At 72.7% G+C, this 20,626-nt stretch carries 19 protein-coding genes; 13 read left to right on the forward strand and 6 right to left on the reverse strand.

Annotated features, from left to right (window positions below; translation table 11 throughout):
- Positions 1-16: 16 nt before the first annotated feature.
- Positions 17-787 (reverse strand): GntR family transcriptional regulator, encoded by a 771-nt coding sequence (locus ACWED2_RS25960; protein ID WP_449693079.1) that lies wholly within the window; start codon positions 785-787, stop codon positions 17-19.
- 82 nt (positions 788-869) lie between these two features.
- Complete coding sequence (locus ACWED2_RS25965) at positions 870-3,950, reverse strand: BTAD domain-containing putative transcriptional regulator (protein WP_449693080.1); 3,081 nt, start codon at positions 3,948-3,950, stop codon at positions 870-872.
- Positions 3,951-4,036: 86 nt separating this feature from the next.
- On the opposite strand from ACWED2_RS25965, the gene ACWED2_RS25970 reads away from it, so the two are divergent.
- On the forward strand, positions 4,037-4,681 hold the full coding sequence (locus tag ACWED2_RS25970; protein ID WP_449693081.1) for a thioesterase II family protein: 645 nt from the start codon (positions 4,037-4,039) through the stop codon (positions 4,679-4,681).
- A 159-nt stretch (positions 4,682-4,840) separates the two neighbouring features.
- On the opposite strand, the gene ACWED2_RS25975 is transcribed toward ACWED2_RS25970, so the two are convergent.
- A complete protein-coding gene (locus ACWED2_RS25975; RefSeq protein ID WP_449693082.1) occupies positions 4,841-5,737 on the reverse strand; it encodes a Shedu anti-phage system protein SduA domain-containing protein in 897 nt (298 codons plus the stop codon).
- A gap of 442 nt (positions 5,738-6,179) precedes the next feature.
- Here ACWED2_RS25975 and ACWED2_RS25980 point away from each other — a divergent pair, with 442 nt between their 5' ends.
- The 7 genes from ACWED2_RS25980 (at position 6,180) to ACWED2_RS26010 (ending at position 12,709) form a co-directional block, all read left to right on the forward strand.
- Positions 6,180-7,160 carry an ABC transporter substrate-binding protein gene (locus ACWED2_RS25980; protein WP_449693083.1) on the forward strand — a complete coding sequence of 327 codons (981 nt, stop codon included), beginning with the start codon at positions 6,180-6,182 and terminating at the stop codon, positions 7,158-7,160.
- Positions 7,161-7,346: 186 nt separating this feature from the next.
- Entirely contained in the window at positions 7,347-8,135 is a 789-nt protein-coding gene (locus ACWED2_RS25985; RefSeq protein WP_449693084.1) for an ABC transporter ATP-binding protein, read from the forward strand.
- Positions 8,128-8,835, forward strand: coding sequence for an ABC transporter ATP-binding protein (locus tag ACWED2_RS25990; RefSeq protein ID WP_449693085.1), 708 nt, complete (start codon positions 8,128-8,130; stop codon positions 8,833-8,835). Before ACWED2_RS25985 ends, ACWED2_RS25990 begins: the two co-directional genes overlap by 8 nt.
- Positions 8,836-8,864: 29 nt before the next feature.
- Positions 8,865-9,716 carry a branched-chain amino acid ABC transporter permease gene (locus tag ACWED2_RS25995; RefSeq protein ID WP_176172688.1) on the forward strand — a complete coding sequence of 284 codons (852 nt, stop codon included), beginning with the start codon at positions 8,865-8,867 and terminating at the stop codon, positions 9,714-9,716.
- Positions 9,713-10,783, forward strand: coding sequence for a branched-chain amino acid ABC transporter permease (locus ACWED2_RS26000; protein ID WP_449693086.1), 1,071 nt, complete (start codon positions 9,713-9,715; stop codon positions 10,781-10,783). Before ACWED2_RS25995 ends, ACWED2_RS26000 begins: the two co-directional genes overlap by 4 nt.
- On the forward strand, positions 10,770-12,083 hold the full coding sequence (locus tag ACWED2_RS26005) for an ABC transporter substrate-binding protein (protein WP_449693087.1): 1,314 nt from the start codon (positions 10,770-10,772) through the stop codon (positions 12,081-12,083). Before ACWED2_RS26000 ends, ACWED2_RS26005 begins: the two co-directional genes overlap by 14 nt.
- 59 nt (positions 12,084-12,142) lie before the next feature.
- Entirely contained in the window at positions 12,143-12,709 is a 567-nt protein-coding gene (locus tag ACWED2_RS26010; RefSeq protein ID WP_449693088.1) for a TetR/AcrR family transcriptional regulator, read from the forward strand.
- Between the two features lie 22 nt (positions 12,710-12,731).
- On the opposite strand, the gene ACWED2_RS26015 is transcribed toward ACWED2_RS26010, so the two are convergent.
- The 3 genes from ACWED2_RS26015 to ACWED2_RS26025 all read right to left on the reverse strand — a co-directional run bounded on the left by ACWED2_RS26015 (position 12,732) and on the right by ACWED2_RS26025 (position 14,847).
- Positions 12,732-12,932, reverse strand: a complete 201-nt coding sequence (locus tag ACWED2_RS26015; RefSeq protein ID WP_449693089.1) for a hypothetical protein — start codon at positions 12,930-12,932, stop codon at positions 12,732-12,734.
- Positions 12,933-13,003: 71 nt separating this feature from the next.
- Complete coding sequence (locus ACWED2_RS26020; RefSeq protein ID WP_449693090.1) at positions 13,004-13,660, reverse strand: response regulator; 657 nt, start codon at positions 13,658-13,660, stop codon at positions 13,004-13,006.
- On the reverse strand, positions 13,648-14,847 hold the full coding sequence (locus ACWED2_RS26025; protein ID WP_449693091.1) for a sensor histidine kinase: 1,200 nt from the start codon (positions 14,845-14,847) through the stop codon (positions 13,648-13,650). Before ACWED2_RS26025 ends, ACWED2_RS26020 begins: the two co-directional genes overlap by 13 nt.
- A gap of 124 nt (positions 14,848-14,971) precedes the next feature.
- Here ACWED2_RS26025 and ACWED2_RS26030 point away from each other — a divergent pair, with 124 nt between their 5' ends.
- The 5 genes from ACWED2_RS26030 (at position 14,972) to ACWED2_RS26050 (ending at position 20,497) form a co-directional block, all read left to right on the forward strand.
- Entirely contained in the window at positions 14,972-15,706 is a 735-nt protein-coding gene (locus tag ACWED2_RS26030; RefSeq protein WP_449693092.1) for an ABC transporter ATP-binding protein, read from the forward strand.
- On the forward strand, positions 15,700-18,240 hold the full coding sequence (locus tag ACWED2_RS26035) for an ABC transporter permease (RefSeq protein WP_449693093.1): 2,541 nt from the start codon (positions 15,700-15,702) through the stop codon (positions 18,238-18,240). Before ACWED2_RS26030 ends, ACWED2_RS26035 begins: the two co-directional genes overlap by 7 nt.
- 141 nt (positions 18,241-18,381) lie before the next feature.
- Positions 18,382-19,047: a glycoside hydrolase family 11 protein gene (locus ACWED2_RS26040; protein WP_449693094.1), complete on the forward strand. Its 666-nt coding sequence runs from the start codon at positions 18,382-18,384 to the stop codon at positions 19,045-19,047.
- A 2-nt stretch (positions 19,048-19,049) separates the two neighbouring features.
- The gene (locus ACWED2_RS26045) at positions 19,050-19,715 is read left to right on the forward strand and encodes a polysaccharide deacetylase family protein (RefSeq protein ID WP_449693095.1); all 666 of its coding nucleotides are present in this window, start codon (positions 19,050-19,052) and stop codon (positions 19,713-19,715) included.
- Between the two features lie 131 nt (positions 19,716-19,846).
- Complete coding sequence (locus ACWED2_RS26050; RefSeq protein ID WP_449693096.1) at positions 19,847-20,497, forward strand: response regulator; 651 nt, start codon at positions 19,847-19,849, stop codon at positions 20,495-20,497.
- The last annotated feature ends 129 nt before the right edge of the window (positions 20,498-20,626 follow it).

Raw genomic sequence — 20,626 nt, forward strand, 5'->3', positions numbered from 1 at the left:
GCCGGGGGTTGCCCGCTCAGGTCGCCGGGCTGCGCCGCGCCTGCGTGAAGACGGTGTAGCGGTCCGCCCGGTACAGCGACCGGCCCGCTTCGATGACGCCGCCGCTCTGGTCGTGCAGGGTGCCTTCGATGATCAGGCACGGCTGGGTGGCTTCGATGCCGAGCAGGGCGGCGTCGTTGCTGTTGGGCAGGACCGCGGAAATCGCGGTGTCGTTCCACTCCGGGCGCACGCCCCAGCGTTCCTCGATCGTGCGGTGCAGGGACTGGGTCTCCCAGTCGAACAGCTCGATGTCCGGGAACCGGTCGACGGACAGGTTGGTGCGCTCGACCGCGAACGGCTCGTCCTCGACGTAGCGGAGCCGTTCGAGCCGGAACACCCGGGCGCCCGGCGGCACGTTCAGCCGTCCCGCGATGCGCGGGCCCGCGCTTTCGACTTCGGCGTGCAGCACCTTCGTCTTCGGCACGACGCCGCGGGCCTGCATGTCCTCGGTGAACGAGGTCAGCATGTCGATGTGCGCGGCCTGCCGTTCGGCGGTGAACGTCGCGGTGCCGTGCTGGCGGTACAGGACGCCGTCCGCGACGAGGCGGTTGATCTCCTGCCGCACGGTGCCGCGGGCCACCTGGAAGTGCTCGGCCAGGAACCGTTCGGACGGCATGAGCCGCCCCGGCCCGGCTTCCGTGGCGACGCTCTCCAGGATCTCGCGCAGCTGATCGCCCTTCGGCCGCCCCGGCTGCAGCGCGTCCGGGAGGCGCAGATCGCTCGCGGGGACGTGTTTCGGACGGGGCATGTCCTCAGTATGTCGCGCGAGCGCCGGGGAGGTAACACCCGACGCGGGCCAAGCCGGGCCCACGACCGGCCGCGGCAGACGCTCAGCCCGTGGCCTGGTCGCCGAGCCGCGCGAGGAATTCGCCCGCCAGGGCTTCACCCGTCACGTGCCCCACCGCCCGGTACAGCGCCTGGGACTCCCGGGCCGTCCCGCCGGCCAGGATCGACCGCCCGGCCGCCTCCTGGACCGCCGCCAAGCCCAGCAGCGCCTCGGCCTCCACCACCCGGAAGCCACCCGCCCGGGCGGCGTCCAGTGCCGTTCGCGCGTGTTCGCCCGCTTCGCCCGGGCGCCCGTCGGCGGCGAGGACCCGCGCCAGCGTCGCGGCCGCCTCCGCCAGCTGGCCCCGCAGTCCCGACTCCGCCGTCAGCGCGCGAGCCTCGCGCAGGACGCGTTCCGCCGCGGCGAGATCACCGCGGCCCTCCTCCGCCCGGCCCAGCGCGATCAGCGCCGCCGCCTCGACCTGGCGGTCGCCGTCGCGGCGGACGCACTCCAGGGCCGCCTCCGCCGTCGCCGCCGCGGCCGCGTGGTCGGTGCGGGCGATCTGCAGGGCGCTCACCACGTTCAACGCCGTGGCCTCGCCGAAGCTGGAGCCCAGGTCGCGGAACGCCCGCAACGCCTGGTCGAGGGTTTCCCCGGACTCCGCCAGCCGCCCGGTGGCCATGAGCACCCAGCCGAGGTCGGCGAGGTTGGCCGCCTCCCAGAACGCCAGGTCCTCCTTGCGGGCCAGCGCGATCGCCTCCACCAGGCAGTCCTCGGCCTGCTCCAGGCGGCCCAGCTGCCGGTAGTGGCAGCTCAGGGAGTTCAGCGCGAGTGCCTCGCCCGACCGGTTGGCCAGCTCGCGGAACAGCTGGATCGCGCGACGGCTGTGCTCGACGGCCTCCGACAGCCGCCCCGTCCACTCCAGCATCGCCCCGAGGTTCGCCACCGCCGTGGCCTCGCACTGCCGCCAGCCGCACGCGCGGCTGGCCAGCACCGCCTTCTCCGAGTGCCGGATGCCGGCCTCGTGCTGGCCTTCGCGGAAGTACGCCCCGCCGATGGACAGCTCGACCAGCGCTTCGGCGGGCTGGGCGCCGTGGTCCTGCGCCGCGCGGAGCACGATCGGGGCCAGCTCGAGCCACTCCGCCCGGCGGCCGTGGTCGTGGAAGAACCGCCGCAACGCGTCGGCGAGGTACCAGGCGCCCGGGTACGGCCCGCGCGCCGCGGCCTGCCGCAGCGCCGCCGAGAGGTTCGGCACCTCGACGTCCAGCCAGGCCACGGCTTCGGCGGCGCCGGCGAAGACCACCGGGCTCGGCGCCGACGGCGCGTCCTCGCGGGGGAGTGCCACGATCCGCGCGCCGAGCAGCGCGACGGCGGCGTCCGCGGCCGCGCAGTAGCCGGTGAACAGCCGTTCCCACGCCTGCTCGCGCGCCGGCTCGTCTTCCTCGGCGCGGACGCACCGCTCGGCATAGCGGCGGGCGAGGTCGTGGAAGCGGTAGCGGCGGGGCGCGTGCGCCTCCAGGAGGTTCGCCGCGATCAGCCCGCGCAGCCGCCGGGTCGCCACCTCGGCCGTCTCTTCGAGCAGGGCCGCCGCCTCGACCGCCGTGAAGTCGGTTCCCGGCACCAGCGCGAGCAGCCGGAACGTCTGCCGCAACGCCGGCGGCAGCGCCTGGTAGGACACCGAAAACGCCTTGGCGACCGCGCTTTCGCCGTCGAAGCCGAGGTGGGCCAGCGGGTCGCCGCGCAGCTCGTCGACCAGCTCGCCGATGCTGGCGACGCCGGTGTTCGCCGCGGCGATCCGCAGGGCCAGCGGGTGGTGGCCGCACAGGCGGGCCAGCTCGGCCGCCGCTTCCGGCTCCGCCGCGGTCCGGTCGCCGAGCAGCGCGGTCAGCAGCGCCCGGGAGTCGGCCTCGCGCAGCTGGGCCAGGCCGAGCGATCGGGCGCCGACCCGGGCGACCAGCTCGTCGAGCCGGTGGCGGCTGGTCACCAGCACCCGCCCCGAGGACGGCAGCAGCGGCAGCACCTGGGCGGTGTCGCGGGCGTTGTCCAGCACCACCAGGGCCTGCCGGTCGGCCAGCAGCGACCGGTAGAGCTTGCTCTGGTCGTCCACCCCCGGCGGGACGTCCCGCAGGTCGACGCCGAGGGTCCGCAGCAGCTGGGCGAGCGCGGCCGCGGGCGTGAGCGGCTCGTCGTCGGCGTCGAAGCCGCGCAGGTTCACGTACAGCTGGCCGTCGGGGTAGCGGGTCCGGGCGGTGTGGGCCCAGTGCACGGCCAGCGCGGTCTTGCCGACGCCGGCGGTGCCGGTGATCACCCAGACCTCGCCGGGTTCGTCGAGCGCGGCCAGCTCCGGTGCCCGGCCGGCGAACCCGCGCACGTCCAGCGGCAGCTCGGCGGGCCGCGGGGTGATCGGGGCGGCGGGCGGGGCGGGCTCGCCCTCGCCGCGCAGGATCCGCATCCGCAGGTCCTGCAGGGCCTGACCGGGTTCGATGCCCAGTTCGTCGACCAGCAGCTCGTGCGCCCGCGTGTACGTCTCCAGCGCTTCCGGCGTGCGGCCGCAGCGGTGCAACGCGAGCATCAGCGTGGCCCGCAGGCGCTCGCGGAACGGGTGCTCGTCGACGAGCCGCCGCAGCTCCCCGACGACCTCGCCGTGCCGCCCGGCGACGAGTTCCTGCTCGTACAGCTCCTCCAGCGCGACGAGCCGGCGTTCGGCCAGTGCCGGGCCCTCGTACTCCGCCAGCGCTTCGCTCACCCCGCCGAGGGGGGTGCTGCCTTCCCACAGCGCCAGCGCGGCCCGCAGGTGCGTGACGGCGTCCGCCCCGGAGGTCGCCCTGGCCTTGGCCACCTCGGCGTCGAACACGTCGAGGTCGCGGTCGCCCGGGGCGACTTCGATGAGGTAACCGGGCGCGCGCCGCACGATGACGTCGCGGCCGAGCAGCTTCCGCAGCTCCGAGATGTGCACCTGGAGCCGGCCGCGGACGCTCGGCGGCGCGTTCTCGCCCCAGGTCAGGTCGATGAGCCGGTCCTCGGTGACCACGCGGTTGGCGTTCAGCAGCAGCGCGGCGAGCACGGACGTCTGCTTCTGGCCGCCGGGCCGCAGCGGGCCCGCGTCGCCGAGGACCGTGACCGGTCCGAGCAGGCGGTAGCGCACGTGATGCCCCCCGGAAGACGGACCGAAGCGAAACGGAAGTGCTTTGGCCGACCCTATCCCCGGGCAGGCTGGAAGGGAGGCCACGGGTGGACCGAGACGACGTGCAGCGTCTGTTGTTCGTCTGCTTCCCGGACGCCGGGGAAGCCGCCGGCCGCTACCGGGCCTGGCGCGATCCGCGGATCGCGGTGCAGGTCGTGGAGCTGCCGGGCCGGGGCGAACGCCGGGACGAGCATCCCTACCGGGACATGTGGCTGCTGGTCGAGGCCTTGGCGGGGGAACTGGCCGAGGCCCTCGAGAGCCCGCACGTGCTGTTCGGCGCGGGGCTCGGCGCCCTGGTCGCCTACCGGCTGGCCCAGCGCCGGGTGGCCGCGGGACTGGGGGTCCCGCGGGCACTCGTCGTGGCGCACCAGGCGCCGCCGTCCCGGGCCGCGCGCGCGGTACCGGAACAGGCTGGCCGCGCCGACGTCAGCCTGCTGGCCAGCGACGCGCACCTGCCGGTGGCACCGCCGCTGCCGTCACCGATCCGGGGGTTCGGCGAGCCGAACGTGATGACCGGCTGGGGGGAGCACACGAGCGCCGGGTTCGTGCTCACGCCGGCGCGGGCCCAGGACAGCGCCGCCCTGCTGCGCGACGCCGTGCTGCGGTCGGCTCACCTGATCTCCGCGATGTCGGTGCAGCCGCCCGCGCCCGCGTCCGCGCCTGCGCCTGCGCCGAAGCTGACCGGGACGTAGCCGGGCGCCAGCCCTGCCGGGAGTCGACCGGGACTCCGCCCGAGCGCCCCAGGGTGGCCTTGGTTGCCTTGAATCCAGCACTGCGGCGCGGCCGACACGGCTCGGTGGACTCGCGGAGCGCGCTGGTCCAGCCGGCGACCCCGGACACCCTGCGAGCGGTCAGCCGGCCGGCGACGGCGCGAGTTCCAGGGCCTTCTCCGCGCCCTTGATGAGGTCGGCGTAGGTGATCACTTCGACGCGGCTGAGGTGCGCGTTGTAGGTCCGGAGCGTGTCGGGGACCTGCTCGCGCGCCTCGGCGTCCGGCACGTGCTCCGGGTGGCCGATGACCACCGTCGCGAAGGCGCGCCGGCATTCGATGCCCAGTTTCCGCTCGATGGTGTTGCGTTCTTCGTCGAATTCGCGCAGGTAGTTGAGAGTCTGACCGACGGCCTTGTTCACTTCGGGGCCGACGACGAAGAAGTCCCGGTGCTTGACGACGAGGTTCGGCACGCAGGCCCGTTTCAGCTCGACGACGTGCAGCGCGCCGTCGGCCCGGATCAGCGGGACGTCCAGCTGGGTCAGCACCGTCAGCTGCCGTCGTTTCGCCTTCTCGACGAACCTGCCGCCGAACATCCACCAGCTTTCCTGGAGGATCTGCTGGAATTCGTTCTCCTTCGCGTCCGGATCCCGGACGACTTCGGAGAGCGCCGCGATGACGTCCCGCTGCTTCGCCGCCTGGATGCCGTCGAGCAGCACCTGCCCGGCGCCGTGCGCGGCCAGGATCCCGGCCGCGTTCGGGGCGCCGGCCAGCGCTTCCGCCAGCTGGGCCAATTGGCCCGCATCGGCTTCCCCCGTCTGGACCTTCCGGACGACCGCCGCGAGCGGGGCGGCCGGCTCGGCCGCCGGCTCCGGGCTCTCGAAACGGTCGGAGAGGAACCGGTGGAGTTCGCCGATGCCGTCGTCCGCGCACGTCCATTTGCTCGCGCCGGGCCGGAGGTCGAATCCGGAGAAATCCGGTCTCCGGGACCAGGAACTGAGCATGAGAATCAGCTTTCCGTCGTCGCCTTCGGTCGGCACGTAATAGATGGTCGCCGTTTTGAAGGTGTTTTCTTCCTGGTGGACGACGGTGGATTCGACGTGTCGGTAGCCGGCGGGTGTGGATTGTTCGATCAGCGTTGTCAATTCTTCGGCTGGATCCGGTTCGCCAGGACTGGAGGTCACGCCAGGCAGTCGCGTCGCCACTCGGTGGCGTTACGACGATCAGCGCAACCCGAGGTCACTACCTGGAGTGGCAAGATCACGAAACGGGGCACCTGGTCGTCGGTTTCTTTCCGCCGGGCGCATCCACCCTGTGGGTGGGTTACCCGTTGGCCCTCTTGTCACTCTTTCGCGTGAACGTGGCGTGACGTATTTCTCGGCAACACATTTGCGGGCCGGGAAATCGTCATCTACAGTCCCGCTGATCACGGCCGAACGAGCCGTATTCCGTGGTCCCCATAATCTTCTCCGAGGAGTGGCATTGCTTCATCGCGCCTCGACCCGCCGGCTCGCCGTGCTCGCCCTGGCCTTCGTCGTCCTGCTGACCGGGTGCAGCCAGCTCAAGGGCCCCGCAACCGCCGGTGACGTCGAAAAGCCGTCGATCCGGGTCGCGATCCTCACCACCGTCGACCTCGCGCCGCTCTGGCTCGCCCAGGAAGGCGGGTACTTCAAGGCCGAGGGCCTCGACGTGCAGACCGACGTCGGCACCAGCGGGCAGGAGACGCTCAGCCGGATGACGAGCGGCCAGGACGACCTCGCGCTGTCCACCTACACCCTGTTCTTCCTGGCCAAGAGCAGTGGCGCCGCGGACGTGAAGCTGGTCACCGACGGGACGTCGGCGAGCCCGCGCAGCAACGAGGTGGTCACCGTGCCCAACTCGCCGGTGAAGACCGTGACCGACCTCCCGGGCAAGCGGATCGCGATCAGCTCGAAGAACGCCGCTTCGGACGTGCTGACCCGGTCGGTGATGCGCGACCACGGTGTCGACCCCGGCAAGGTGCAGTGGGTGCCGATGCCGCTGGCGGAGATGAGCACCGCGCTGGCGCAGAACCGGGTCGACGCGGCCTACCAGCCGGAACCGTTCCTCACCCAGGCGGCCCGGACCGCGGGCGCGTTCCCGGTCATCGACGCCGCCAGCGGCAGCACGCAGAACTTCCCCCTCACCGGCTACGGCGCCACCGCCAAGTGGGTCCAGGACCACCCGAAGACGATGCGGGCGTTCCAGCGCGCGATGCTCAACGCCACGCGCGCCGCGGTCGACCGGGCGCGGATCGAACCGCTCGTCGTCCGCAACGCCAAGGTGGACCAGGACATCGCGAGCCTGATGGTGATGCCCGCCTTCGGGTCCAGCCTGGACGCCCGCCGCATCCAGCGCGTGCCGGACCTGCTGCAGCAGCTGGGCGTGATCCAGACGAAGCTCGACGCCTCCTCGATGATCGCCCCGCAGACCGGCACCGGCTGAGCCTGGTCCGGCTGCACTGAAGGGCACCTCCCTCGCATTCGACGCGAGGAAGGTGCCCTTCAGTGCGTCCGGTGGGTGGAAAGTCCCGTTCCGTGCGGTCTTGACTTCGTCGCCGCCGCAGCCCACCCTCTTCATACCGACCGCGCGGTACGACGAAGTCCACATGGTGGGATAGGAGAGTCATCGATGACGGACCCTGGCGACCTGCTCGTGGTCGACGGCCTCACCGTGCGCTTCGGCGGCCTCACCGCCCTGCACGACGTCCACCTGAGCGTCGGCGCCGGCACCGTCGTCGGGGTCATCGGGCCCAACGGCGCCGGCAAGACGACGCTGTTCAACGTCGTCTGCGGGTTCGTCCGGCCCCAGGAGGGCCGCGTGCTCTGGCGGGGGCGCCCGCTCGTCCGCCACCGCCCGGAGCACCTCGCGCGGCTCGGGATCGTCCGGACCCTGCAGGGCCTCGGCCTGTTCCCCGGGCTGACCGTCCTCGAGAACGTGCTGGCGGGCGCGGCCCGCCACGCCCGGACCGGCGCGCTCCCGGCCCTCGCCGGCGCCGGCCGTTCGGCCCGCGACGAAGCCGAGCTGGCCGGGCGGGCCCGGGCGACACTGGGCGAACTCGGGATCGCCGACCTCGCCGGCCGGCTGCCCGGCGTGCTGCCCTACGGCGTGCGGAAACGCGTGGCGCTCGCGCGGGCCCTGGTGGCCGAACCGGACCTGCTGCTGCTCGACGAACCCGCGAGCGGGCTGTCGTCCGCCGAGCTCGCCGAGCTCTCGACGTTGATCGTCTCGCTGCGGCGGCGGATGGCGGTGGTGCTCGTCGAACACCACATGGACCTGGTCATGGAGGTTTGCGACCGCGTGGTGGTGCTGAACTTCGGCGAGGTGATCGCGGCGGGCAGCCCCGCGCGGATCCAGGCCGACCCCCGGGTGGCCGAGGCCTACCTCGGCGACCCCGCCGAGGAGGCGTCCGGTGCTTGAGATCGAAGAGCTGTCCGTGGCCTACGGCGCGGTCCGCGCGCTCGACGGCGTCGGCCTCACCGTCGAGCGCGGCGGGATCACCGCCGTGCTGGGGGCCAACGGTGCCGGGAAGACCACCCTGCTGCGCACGATCAGCGGCCTGCAGCCCGCCCGCGGTGGCCGGATCACCTGGAACGGCACGGAACTGACCGGGCTGGCGCCGGACCGGATCGCCCGCGGCGGGATCGCGCTCGTGCCCGAAGGCGGCGGCGTGATCACCGAGCTGACCGTCGAGGAGAACCTCCGGCTGGGCGCACTGTGGCGGCGGGACCGCGCCGACCGGGCCGCCGCGCGGACCGAGATGTACGAGCTTTTCCCGGCGCTGGCCGAACGTTGCGCGAAACCCGCCTCGACGCTCTCCGGCGGCGAACGGCAGATGCTCGCCATCGGCCGCGCCCTGATGAGCCGGCCGTCGCTGCTGCTGCTCGACGAACCGTCGCTCGGCCTCGCGCCGCTCGTCACCGCCCGGATCATGGGCATCCTGCGCGACCTGCGGGCCTCGACCGGGCTCACCGTCGTGCTCGTCGAGCAGAACGCGCACTCCGCGCTGTCCATCGCCGACCGCGGGTACGTCCTCGCGCTCGGCCGGGTGGTGGCCGTCGACACCGCGGCGGAACTGCTGGCCGACGACGGCCTCCGCCACGCCTACCTAGGTTTCTGAACCACCCACCAGGAGGTGAACGGTCCGGTATGCAGGACTTCTTCGACCTGACCCTCGGCGGGATCTCGGCCGGCGCGGTGTACGCGGCGCTCGGGCTCGCCCTGGTCATCATCTACCGGGCCACCCGGGTGGTGAACTTCGCGCAACCCGCCCTCGCTCTGATCTCGACCTACCTCGCGTACTCGGTGACGAAGGCGACGGGCAGCTACTGGCTCGGCTTCGCCGTCGCGATCGTCGCCGGGACGGTGCTGGGCGTCGCGACCGAACGGCTGCTCATCCGGCCGCTGCGGCACCGCTCCGAGCTCAGCTCGATCATCGTCACGCTCGGTCTCCTGCTGGTGCTGCAGGCGGTCGCGGGCATGATCTGGTCCAACGAGCCGCTGGCGTTCCCGTACGCCTTCGACTTCCGCGGCCGGTTCTCCGCCAACGACCTGTTCGTGGTCCTGGTGGTGCTCGCGATCGCCGCGCTGGTGCTGGTGGTGTTCAAGTACACGCCGCTGGGCCTGCGGATGCGCGCGGCCGCGTTCGCCCCGGAAGTGGCGCGGACGCTCGGCGTGCGGGTCGGGCTGATGCTCACCGCGGGCTGGGGGCTGGCCGCGGCCGTCGGTTCGCTGGCCGGGCTGCTCGCCACCCCGCCGTTCCTGTTCCCGAACGTGCTGGACGGCGTCTTCGTCTACGCGCTCACCGCGGCGGTGCTCGGCGGGCTCGACAACCCGCTGGGCACCATCGCCGGCGGGTTCGTCCTGGGCGTCGGGCTGTCCTATGTGTCCGGATACTTCGGACCGGAGATGGTGACCATCGCCGCGCTCGCCATCCTGGTGGTCGTGCTGACGCTGCGGCCCAGCGGGCTGTTCGGCCGGGCCAAGGTGAGGCGGGTATGACCGTGCGCACGAAACCGGCGGAAGCCACGGCAGCGCCGGTGAAGCAGCGCCGCACGCTGCCGCCGCTGCTCGTCCACGCGCTCGCCGCGCTGGGCGCGTTCGTGGTGGTCGTGCTGCTGACCCTGGTCACCGACGAGTTCACCAACCTGCGCCTCGCGACCATCGGGTACTACCTGATCGCGGTGGCCGGGCTGACCCTGCTGACCGGCCTCACCGGCCAGGTTTCGCTGGGGCACGGCGCTTTCATGTTCATCGGCGCGTACACGGTGGCGCTGCTGGTGAAGCACGTGCCGTCGTTCCCGCTGTGGGCCGACCTGCTGCTGGCCTCGGCCGCCGGCGGGCTCGCCGGGCTGCTGGCCGGCGCGGCGGCGGCCCGGCTGCGCGGCCCGTACCTCGCCGGCGCGACGCTCGCCCTGGCCGTCGGCCTGCCCGCGCTGACCCGGAAGTTCCCCGATTTCCTGGGCGGCAGCAACGGGTTGAGCTTCACCGTCCACAGCAGACCGGCCGGTGTCGGCGTCCCGGAACTGCGCTGGCAGACCTGGATCGTCTGGCTCAGCGTGCTGCTCGCGCTGGTGCTGGTGGTCAACATCGTCCGCGGCCGGCTCGGCCGGGACTTCCGCGCGGTCCGCGACGACGAGGTCGCCGCCGCGCTGAGCGGGATCGCCGTCGGGCGCACGAAGATCCTCGCGTTCCTGGTCAGCGCGGTCTGCGGTGGCCTCGCCGGCGGCCTGCAGGCGTTCCTGCTGGGCACCGCCGCGCCCGGCTCGTTCACGCCCGCGCTGTCGCTGAGCCTGCTGGCCGCGGTGGTGCTGGGCGGGCTCGGCTCCCTGTGGGGCGCGCTGTGGGGCGCGGTCGCGCTCGTGTACTTCCAGGCCTGGTCCGAGGATCTCGCCGACGTCCTGCACCTGAACACCGACGTGGCCAACAACCTCCCGCTCGCGGTGTACGGCGTGATCCTCATCGTCGTCGTGCTCGCCTTCCCGCGCGGCATCCAGGGCGGTTTCGAAAAGCTGCGCGGACTTCTCCGCCGACCCGCCGAAAAGAAGGAGAACCATGAGAACCACTAGGTACGGCGCGGGTTTCCTCGCCCTGGCCGTGGCGCTGACCGCGTGCGGCGGCGCGGGGGAGAGCGACGGCGGCGGAGCGCAGGCCGCCGACTCGGCGGTGGGCGTCACCAAGGACACCGTCGTCATCGGCACGCACCAGCCGCTCACCGGCCCGGCCGCGCCCGGGTACAGCAAGATCTCCGCCGGCGCCCGCGCGGTCTACCAGGCGATCAACGACAGCGGCGGGATCAACGGCCGCAAAATCGAGTACAAGGTGGAGGACGACGGCTACAACCCGACGAAGACCGTCGAGGTCGTCAAGAAGCTCGTGCTGCAGGACAAGGTGTTCGCGATCGTCGGCGGGCTGGGGACGCCGACGCACTCGAAGGTCGTCGACTACCTGAACGCCGAAGGCGTCCCGGACCTGCTGGTGTCTTCGGGCGCGCTCGCCTGGGACAACCCGCAGAAGGCCCCGATGACCTTCGGGTACCAGGTGGACTACACCCGGGAAGGCAAGATCCAGGGCAAGTACGTCAAGGACAACCTCGCCGGCAAGAAGGTCGGCTACTTCACGCAGAACGACGACGTCGGCCGCGACACCCAGGCCGGGCTCGACCAGTTCGTCAAGGACCAGGTCGTCGTCCGGCAGGGCTACGACAGCGCCAACACCGACGTCACGCCACAGCTGTCGGCGCTCAAGGCGGCCGGTGCCGAGGTCGTCGTCTGCGCGTGCATCCCGGCGTTCACCGCGCTGTCGATCCTGGCCGCGGCGAAGATCGGGTACCGGCCGCAGTTCGTGGTCAGCAGCATCGGCGCGGACCCGGCGACGCTGTCCGGGCTGCTGCAGGACTTCGCCAAGCGCGGCGGCGCCGGCGTCTCGAGCGGGCAGCTGCTGGCCGGCCTGATCGGCACCGGGTACCTGCCGGACGTCGCCCAGACCGCCGACCCGTGGGTGGCCTACTTCAAGGGCATCCACGACAAGTACATCGCGAAGGAGCCGTTCACCAACACCGTGCTGTTCGGCATGGTGCAGGCGTACACGTTCGGCCAGGCGCTCAAGGCGGCCGGCCCGGACCCGACGCGGCAGAAGGTCGTCGACGCGATGAGCTCCGGCGCGCTGAAGGGGCCGGGCCTGACACCGTTCGGGTTCTCGAAGGAGTCGCACGCGGGCTACACGGGGGCGTACGTGTTCAAGATCAACCCGGACACCACGACGACGGTGTTGCAGCCACCGGCCGTCACCGACCGCGGGACGGGCGCGATCACGCCCTACTCCGGTGAACGCGCCACTCCCGAGCAGGTCGACCTGGTGAGCAAGTGACGACCGGGCCGGTCCGTGGGGCCCGCGGGCCGGCCCGTCCGTTCCCCTAGGGTGGCGACATGAGTCTCCGGGAGAAGGTCGTGCGGGCGGCGGTGCGGCTGTTCGCCGAGAAGGGCTTCGAGGCGACGACGGTCCGCGAGATCGTCGAGGAAGCCGGCGTCACCAAGGGCGGGCTGTACCACTACTTCGAGTCCAAGGACGACCTGCTCTTCGAGATCTACGCGGCGATGCTGCGGATGCAGACGCGGCGGATGGTGACGATCGCCGAGTCGGACCTGCCGCTGGCCGAGCGCCTGCACGCGATCATCGCCGACGTGGTGGTCACCAGCATCGCCGACCTCGACGCGGCGACGGTGTTCTTCCAGTCGTTCCCGCTGCTGGAGAAGTCGAAGCAGGTCCAGGTGCGCGCGGAGCGGCGCACCTACCACGAGCGGGTGCGCGACCTGGTCGCCGAGGGACAGCGGACGGGCGTCTTCCGCGCCGACGTCCCGGCCGACCTGGTGATCAACTACCACTTCGGCGCCATCCACCGGCTGGGGATGTGGTACCACGCCGACGGGGAGCTGTCGGGGGAGCAGGTGGGAAAGCACTTCGCGGACCTGATGCTGCGCAGCCTCCGTCCTTAGTGGACGATTCGGCGCGGGTGCGTCACGAGGTGACCCGCCGTCGCCGGACGTAGTGGACGACCAGGAGGACGAGGGCGACGGTCGCGATCGCGCCGGCGGTGATCCGGAACGGGTCGGCCAGCCCGGTGAAGGAGCCGACCGCGTTGACCGCGGCGCTGACGAGCAGGACCGGCCAGAGGACGAGGGGCGTCGCGGTGCGGGTCGGTGCGGTGGTGTTTGTCATGACCGGAACACTACGAGCCGGCGACCTCGAGATCGATGCCGTGCGCACCCGGATGCGGGGTGGTGCCTGCGCTACCCCGCATCGCGGCCGAGGTAGGCGAGCACCGCCAGCACCCGGCGGTGCCCGGCGCCTTCGTCGGACGGCAACCCGAGCTTCGCGAAGATGTTCCGGATGTGCTTGAGCACCGCACCGTCGCTGACGACCAGGAGCTCGGCGATCGTGCTGTTGTTGTAGCCCTCGGCCATCAGCGCCAGCACTTCGCGCTCCCGGGCGGTCAGTGCCTCCAGGGGATCCGCGGCGCGGCGGCGGCTCATCAGCTGCCCGATCACCTCGGGGTCCATCGCCGTGCCGCCCTTGGCCACCCGCTGCAGCGCGTCGAGGAACCGCTCGACCTTGCCGACGCGCTCCTTGAGCAGGTAACCCACCCCGCCGACGCCGTCGGCCAGCAGCTCGACCGCGTAACTCGTCTCGACGTGCGCCGACAGCACCAGCACCGGCAGCGCCGGGTGGATCTCGCGGGCGCGGACGGCCGCGCGCAGGCCCTCGTCGCGGTGGGTCGGCGGCATGCGGACGTCCATCACCACCGCGTCGGGCCGGTCGCCCTCGACGAACTCCAGGAAGTCCTCGGCGTTGTCGAAGGTGGCGGCCACCTCGATGCCCGCCGTCTTCAGCAGCAGGGCGAGGCCTTCGCGCAGCAGCGCGTCGTCCTCGGCGATCACGACCCGCATGGCAGCTCCACTCGCAGCACGGTCGGCCCACCGGGTGGGCTGGTCAGGGTGAGGGTTCCGTCGAAGGCTTCGGCGCGGCGGCGGATGCCGGCCAGGCCGCTGCCCTGCGTCTCTTCGGCGCCGCCACGGCCGTCGTCGCGGATTTCCAAGCGCAGCAGCGACGCCGTGCCGCCGAGCGTGATGTCCACTTCGGACGCGTCGGCGTGCTTGGTGACGTTGGCCAGTGCCTCGGCGACGACGAAGTACGCGGCGGCCTCGACCGCGGCCGGGCGGCCGCTCTCGTACTCGACGTCGACGGTGGCCGGCACCGGGCTGCGCTCCGCGAGCGCCCGCACCGCCCCGGCCAGGCCGCGTTCGCTCAGCAGCGGCGGGTAGATGCTGCGGACGACCGTGCGCAGCTCGGCCAGTGCGTCGGTCGCGGTGTCCTGGGCCTTGACCAGCAGGTCGCGCGCGGTGGCCGGATCGCGGTCGTACAGCTGGCCGGCGATGCCGAGCTGCAGCACCACCGCCGCGATCCGCGCCTGGGTGCCGTCGTGCAGGTCACGCTCGATGCGCCGCAGCTCGGCGCCGTGCGCCTCCAGGGCCGCCGCCCGGGTCGCGGTCAGCTCGGCGACCCGGTCGGCCAGCACGACGCCGGGGGCGGGCGCGAGCAGCTTCCGCGCGGTGCGGGCCTGCCACCGGGCCACCCGCGGCAGCTGCAGGGTCGCCGCGACCATGGCGGCGGCCACCAGGAGGTCCAGCGCGGCCCGCGGCCACGAATCCACCATGATCCCGAACGAGCCTTCGATGCCGCCGGGGACCAGCGGCCAGACGAAGGACGTGATGACCTGCTGGACGGCGCCGAGCGGCAGGCCGAACGCCAGCGCGCCGATGACCAGGCCGGTCGCGCCGTGGATCGCGAGCCACGCGAGGTCGCGCCGGGTGGCCGGGTCCTTCAGCGGGGAGCCGTCCCGGTACGGCTCGGGGATCGGTTCGCCCAGCTTCCGCGCGGCACGGCGGCGGTCGACCGCGACCGGCCACCGCGAGAGCCGGATCATCGGGGCCAGCGACGGGATCCCGACACCGAACGGGCACAGCAGCAGCACGGCGAACAGCCCGGCGAGGGCGAACATCGACAGCAGCGACGTGCCGGCGCCGACCACGAGGTAACGCACCGCCGACCAGCACTCGCGCAAGCGGGTCGTCACGGCCACAGTGTCCCACCCCACCACCGCGGTAGTGCTGGCGCTACCCCGCATCCACCTCCGTACGGGATCGATCCCCCGGCGCCACCGGCCTAGTTTTCGTTGCGGAACAACGAAGGGGATCGCAATGACCACAGCGTATGCGCTGGAACTCACCGAGGTGCGGAAGGTGTACGGCGCCGGCGACGGCGCGGTCACCGCGCTGGACGGCGTCTCGGCCGGGGTGGCGCGGGGGACGTTCACCGCCGTGATGGGCCCGTCCGGCTCCGGCAAGAGCACCTTCCTGCACTGCGCGGCCGGCCTCGACCGGCCGACGTCGGGGCGGGTGCTGCTCGGCGGCACCGAGATCGGCAAGCTGAAGGAACGCCAGCTGACCGAGCTGCGGCGCAGCCGGATCGGGTTCGTCTTCCAGGCCTACAACCTGCTGCCGTCGCTGAACGTGCTGCAGAACATCACGCTGCCGCTGCGGCTGGCCGGCCGGAAGCCGGACCCGCAGTGGCTGCGGGAAATCGTCGAGGGCGTGGGGATCGCTAAGCGGCTGGAACACCGCCCGGCGGAGCTGTCCGGCGGGCAGCAGCAGCGGGTCGCGATCGCGCGGGCGCTCGTCACCCGGCCCGAGGTGGTGCTGGCCGACGAGCCGACCGGCGCCCTCGACACCCGCACCGGGCGGCAGGTGCTCGACCTGCTCCGCGCGATCGTCGAGCAGATGGGCCAGACCGTGCTGATGGTGACCCACGACCCGGTCGCGGCCTCGGCCGCGCACGGCGTGCTCTTCCTGGCCGACGGCAAGCTGGCCGGCCACCTCCCGCACCCCACCCCCGAGCGGGTGGCGGAGCGGATGACGCACCTCGGGGAGTGGTGAGCGTGCTGGCCATCGCCTGGCAGACGATCCGGACCCGGCTCGGCGGGTTCGCCGGCGCCTTCATCGCGATCCTGTGCGGCACCGCTCTGGTGGCCGCCTGCGGGGTCCTCATGGAATCCGGCCTGCGGGCCGGCGTCCCCACCCAGCGCTACGCCGCCGCGGCCGTCGTCGTCGGCGGGGCGCAGACCGTGCGCCCGCCCGGCGCCGACGCCCTGTCGGCCGAGCAGGTGGGCGAGCAGCCGTCGGTTCCGGCGGCGCTGACCGCGCGGATCGCCGCGGTGCCCGGCGTGCGCGCGGCGGTCGCGGAGCAGAGCTTCCCGGCGCAGGTCGTCACCCGCGACGGGCGGGTGCTCGCCGACCGGGAATCGCTGGGGCACAACTGGGACGCGGCCGTGCTGGCGCCGTTCACCCTGCGCGGCGGGGACGCGCCCGCCACCGCGGGCGACGTCGTGCTGGACGCCGACCTCGCGCGCCGGGCCGACGTCGGCATCGGCGGCCAGGTGCGGATCACCACCCGGTCCGGGCCGGTGGCGTTCAAGGTGAGCGGGGTCGTCGACGGCGGCTCGCGCCAGTCGGCGCTGTTCTTCACCCCCGAACGGGCCGCGGAGCTGGCCGGACGGCCGGGCCAGGCGCACGCGATCGGCGTCCTCGCCGACCCGGGGGTCGCGCCGGAGACCCTCGCCGAGCGGATCGGGGCCGTCGCGGAGGGGGCCGAGGTGGCCACCGGCGTCGAGCGCAGCAGCATCGAGTTCCTCGACGTCAGCCAGACGCGGACGCTGCTGCTGGCCATCGCCGGCTCGTTCGGCGGCTTCGCGCTGCTGGTCGCGGTGTTCGTGGTGGCGAGCACGCTGGCCCTGACCATCAACCAGCGCCGCCGGGAGTTCGCGCTGCTGCGGGCGGTCGCGGCGACCCCGCGGCAGGTCCGCAAGCTCATCGGCACCGAGACGACGCTGGTCGCGCTCGTCGCCGGGGTGCTGGGCAGCGTGCTGGGCCTGGCGGTCGCCGGTGGGCTGCGGGACGCGTTCGCCGCGATCGGCGTGGTCCCGGCCGACTTCGGGCTGGCGATCAGCCCGCTGCCGCTGCTGGCCGCGGTCCTGCTCGGCCTGGGCGCGGCCCGGCTGGCGGCGTGGGCGGCGTCGCGGCGGCCGTCGTCGATCCGGCCCGTGGAGGCGCTGGGGGAGGCCGCGGTGGAACGCCGTGAGCTCGGCCGGGTCCGGCTGCTCACCGGCTGGGGGCTGGTGCTGGCCGGGGTGGGCGGCGCGCTCGTCCCGCTGTTCCTGCGCGGGGACATCGCCGCCGCGATTTCGACGATGGCCACCCTCGTCGTGGTCATCGGCCTGGCCGTGGTGGGGCCCCAGGTGACCGGGCTGGTCATGCGGTTCCTGGTCCCCGTGCTCGCCCGGGTCTGGCGGATCAGCGGGTACCTCGCCGGGGCCAACGCCCACGCCAACGCCCGGCGCGTCGCGGCGGCGGTGACCCCGCTGATGCTGGCGGTGGCGTTCGCGCTCGCCACGTTCTACGGCCCGACGGCCATGACCGCGGCCGCCCAGCAGGAGACGGCGCGGTCGACGACCGCCGACTACGTGCTGGCGGCCCCGGGCGGGGTCCCGCCGGAGGTGGCCGCGGCGGCCGGCCGGGTGCCCGGGGTGGCGGCGGCGACGCCGGTGGTGCGCACGTCCGTGATCACCGCGACGCCGGTGGGCGACAGCGTGGAAGTCCAGCGGACGCCGGCGCAGGGCCTGGCGGGCGACCAGACGGGGGCCGCCCTCGAGCTGGGTGTCGACGCCGGCCGGCTCACCGACCTGACCGGGGACACCGTCGCGCTGAGCCGTTCGGAAGCGGACTGGTTGGACAAGAAGCTCGGCGACGAGGTCGAGTTCCACTTCGGCGACGGCGTCCCGGCGAAGCTGCGGCTGGTCGCCACCTACACGCACGACCTGGCCTTCGGCGACTTCGTGCTCCCGGTCGCGCTGGCCCGTGAGCACGTCGGCGGCCGGCTGGACGACTCGGTGCTGGTCCGGCGGCAGCCCGGTGCCGACGCCGGCGCGGTGGCCACGGCGCTGAGTGCGTTGCCGTACCCCGGTTTGGCGGTGGCCCCGGCGTCGGTGATCGCCGCCCCGGAAGGCGGGGAACGGCAGGCGCAGTTCTACCTCAACCTGGTCGCGGCCGGCGTCATCGTCGGGTACCTGGCGATTTCGGTGGCCAACACGCTGGTGCTGACGACCGCGCAGCGTGGGCGCGAGTTCGCGCTGCTGCGGCTGGTGGGCACGACCCGCCGTCAGGTGACCCGGATGATGCGGCTCGAAGCCGCGGCCACGGTCGGGCTCGCGGTCGTGCTGGGCACGCTGGTGGCGCTGGTTCCCTTGGCGCTGCTCAACTTCGGGTTGCGGGGCAACCCGGTCCCGGCCGGTTCGCCGTCCGTCTACTTGGGAGTCGTCGCCGGCGCGGTCCTGCTCGGGATGGTGGCGATCGGGGTGGCGACGTCGGTGGCGCTGCGGGCCCGGCCGATCGAGGCGATCGGCTTGCGCGAGTAGGGAAAGCGGGGTGGGCCGGCCCGGCTCACCCCGCGCCGGGGGCGATCATCGAAACTTTCCGAAAGTGATTGCCCGACCAGCGGGACTGCTCGCATGCTTTTGCCATCCTGGCTTGCCTGCCAGCCTCGACGAGGAGGAAGCATGCTCACCAAGAAACGCGGCCGCAGCAGGATGTTCGCCGGTGGCGCCGTCCTTGCGCTGGTCGCCGCATTCCTGCCCGGAACCGCCTGGGCCGACACGGTCATCACGACCAACCGGACGGGCACCGACAACGGGTACTACTACTCGTTCTGGACCGCCGGTGGCGGTTCGGTCTCCATGACGCTCTCCTCCGGCGGCAACTACCGGACCAACTGGAGCAACGTCAACAACTTCGTCGCCGGCAAGGGCTGGAGCAACGGCAGCCGGCGCACGGTGAACTACTCCGGCAGCTTCAACCCCTCCGGCAACAGCTACCTGGCCCTCTACGGCTGGACGTCCAACCCGCTCGTCGAGTACTACATCGTCGACAACTGGGGCAGCTGGCGGCCGACCGGGACGTACAAGGGCACCGTGACCAGCGACGGCGGCACCTACGACATCTACCAGACGACCCGCTACAACGCGCCGTCCGTCGAAGGCAACAAGACGTTCAACCAGTACTGGAGCGTCCGCCAGCAGCGGCGCACCGGCGGCAGCATCACCACCGGCAACCACTTCGACGCGTGGGGCCGGGCCGGCATGCGGCTGGGCAGCTTCAACTACTACATGATCCTGGCGACGGAGGGCTACCAGAGCAGCGGCAACTCCAACATCACGGTGGGTTGACCATGCGTGCGTGGAGCACTCTCCTGGCCACGGCGGCCCTTGCCGTGGCGGGCACCATCGCCGTCACGCCGGCCGCCCAGGCGGCCGCGTGCAACGGGTACGTCGGACTGACCTTCGACGACGGACCGTCGAACGCCCACACCCCGGCCATCCTGAACGCGTTGCGGCAGAACGGGTTGCGGGCCACGATGTTCAACGAGGGCCAGTACGCGGCCGCGTACCCGGCGCAGGTCCGGGCGCAGACGAGCGCGGGCATGTGGGTCGGCAACCACAGTTACACGCACCCGCACCTCACCCAGCAGAGCCAGGCGCAGGTGGACTCCGAGATTTCCCGGACCCAGCAGGCGATTTCGGCCGCGGGCGGCGGCACGCCCCGGCTGTTCCGCCCGCCGTACGGGGAAACGAACGCGACGGTCCAGTCGGTGGCGGCCAAGTACGGCCTCCGCCAGGTCATCTGGGACGTCGACTCGGGAGACTGGAACAACGCGAGCGTCAGCGCGATCGTCGCGGCCAACGCCCGGCTCACGAACGGCCAGGTCATCCTGATGCACGAATGGCCGGCCAACACCCTGTCCGCCATCCCGCAGATCGCCCGGACGCTGGCGAGCCGCGGGCTGTGCGCGGGGATGATCTCGCCGCAGACGGGGCGGGCGGTCGCCCCGGGCTGAGGCGGGTGGAGGGTGGCGCGGCGCTTGCACCCGTCGCGCCACCCTCCGATCATCCACAGTGGATTCCCCGGTGGCCGCGCGGTGGTAGCCTGCCTCCCCGTACCGGGAGGGGGATCATGGGGGAGCCGCGGGTGATCAGGGTGGTCGTGGTCGACGACCAGCAGGCCGTGCGCGAAGGCCTGGTCGCGCTCATGGGGCTGCTCGACGACGTCGAGGTGGCCGGCTCGGCGGCCGACGGTGCCGAAGCGCTCGCCCTGCTGCGGCGGCTCGACCGGATCGACGCGGTGCTGATGGACCTCACCATGCCCGTCATGACCGGGGTCGAAGCGACCGAGCGGATCGTCCGCGACCACCCGCACGTCGCCGTCCTGGTGCTGACGACCTACGCGGACGACGGCTCGATCGCCGGCGCGCTGGCCGCCGGGGCGCGCGGGTACCTGACGAAGGACGCCGGCCGCGGCGAGATCGGGGCCGCGCTGCGGGCCGTGGTCGCCGGGCAGCTGACCTTCGGGGCCGGCGTGTCCGGCCGGGTGGCGTCCGCGCTGTCCGGCCGGGGCGGCGAAAAGGACCGGCTGCCGGACGGCCTGACCGCGCGCGAGGCCGAGGTGCTCGGGCTGATCGCCGCCGGGCTGAGCAACGGCGAGATCGCGGCCGAGCTCGTCATCGCCGAAGCCACGGTGAAGACCCACATCAACAACGCGTTCGCGAAGATCGGTGTGCGCAACCGGATCGAAGCGCTGCGGTACGCCGTGCGGCACGGGCTCGGCCGCGGGCTGGGGTAGCGGTCGCTCACCGGCCCAGCTTCTTGAGGATGATCGCGACCACGCCCAGCAGCAGGACGAGCAGCAGTATTCCGCCGCCGATGACGGCGAAGCGGAGGAACATGAACCCGAGCACTTCGTTCATTGGCT

Source organism: Amycolatopsis sp. NPDC005003 (assembly GCF_053600695.1).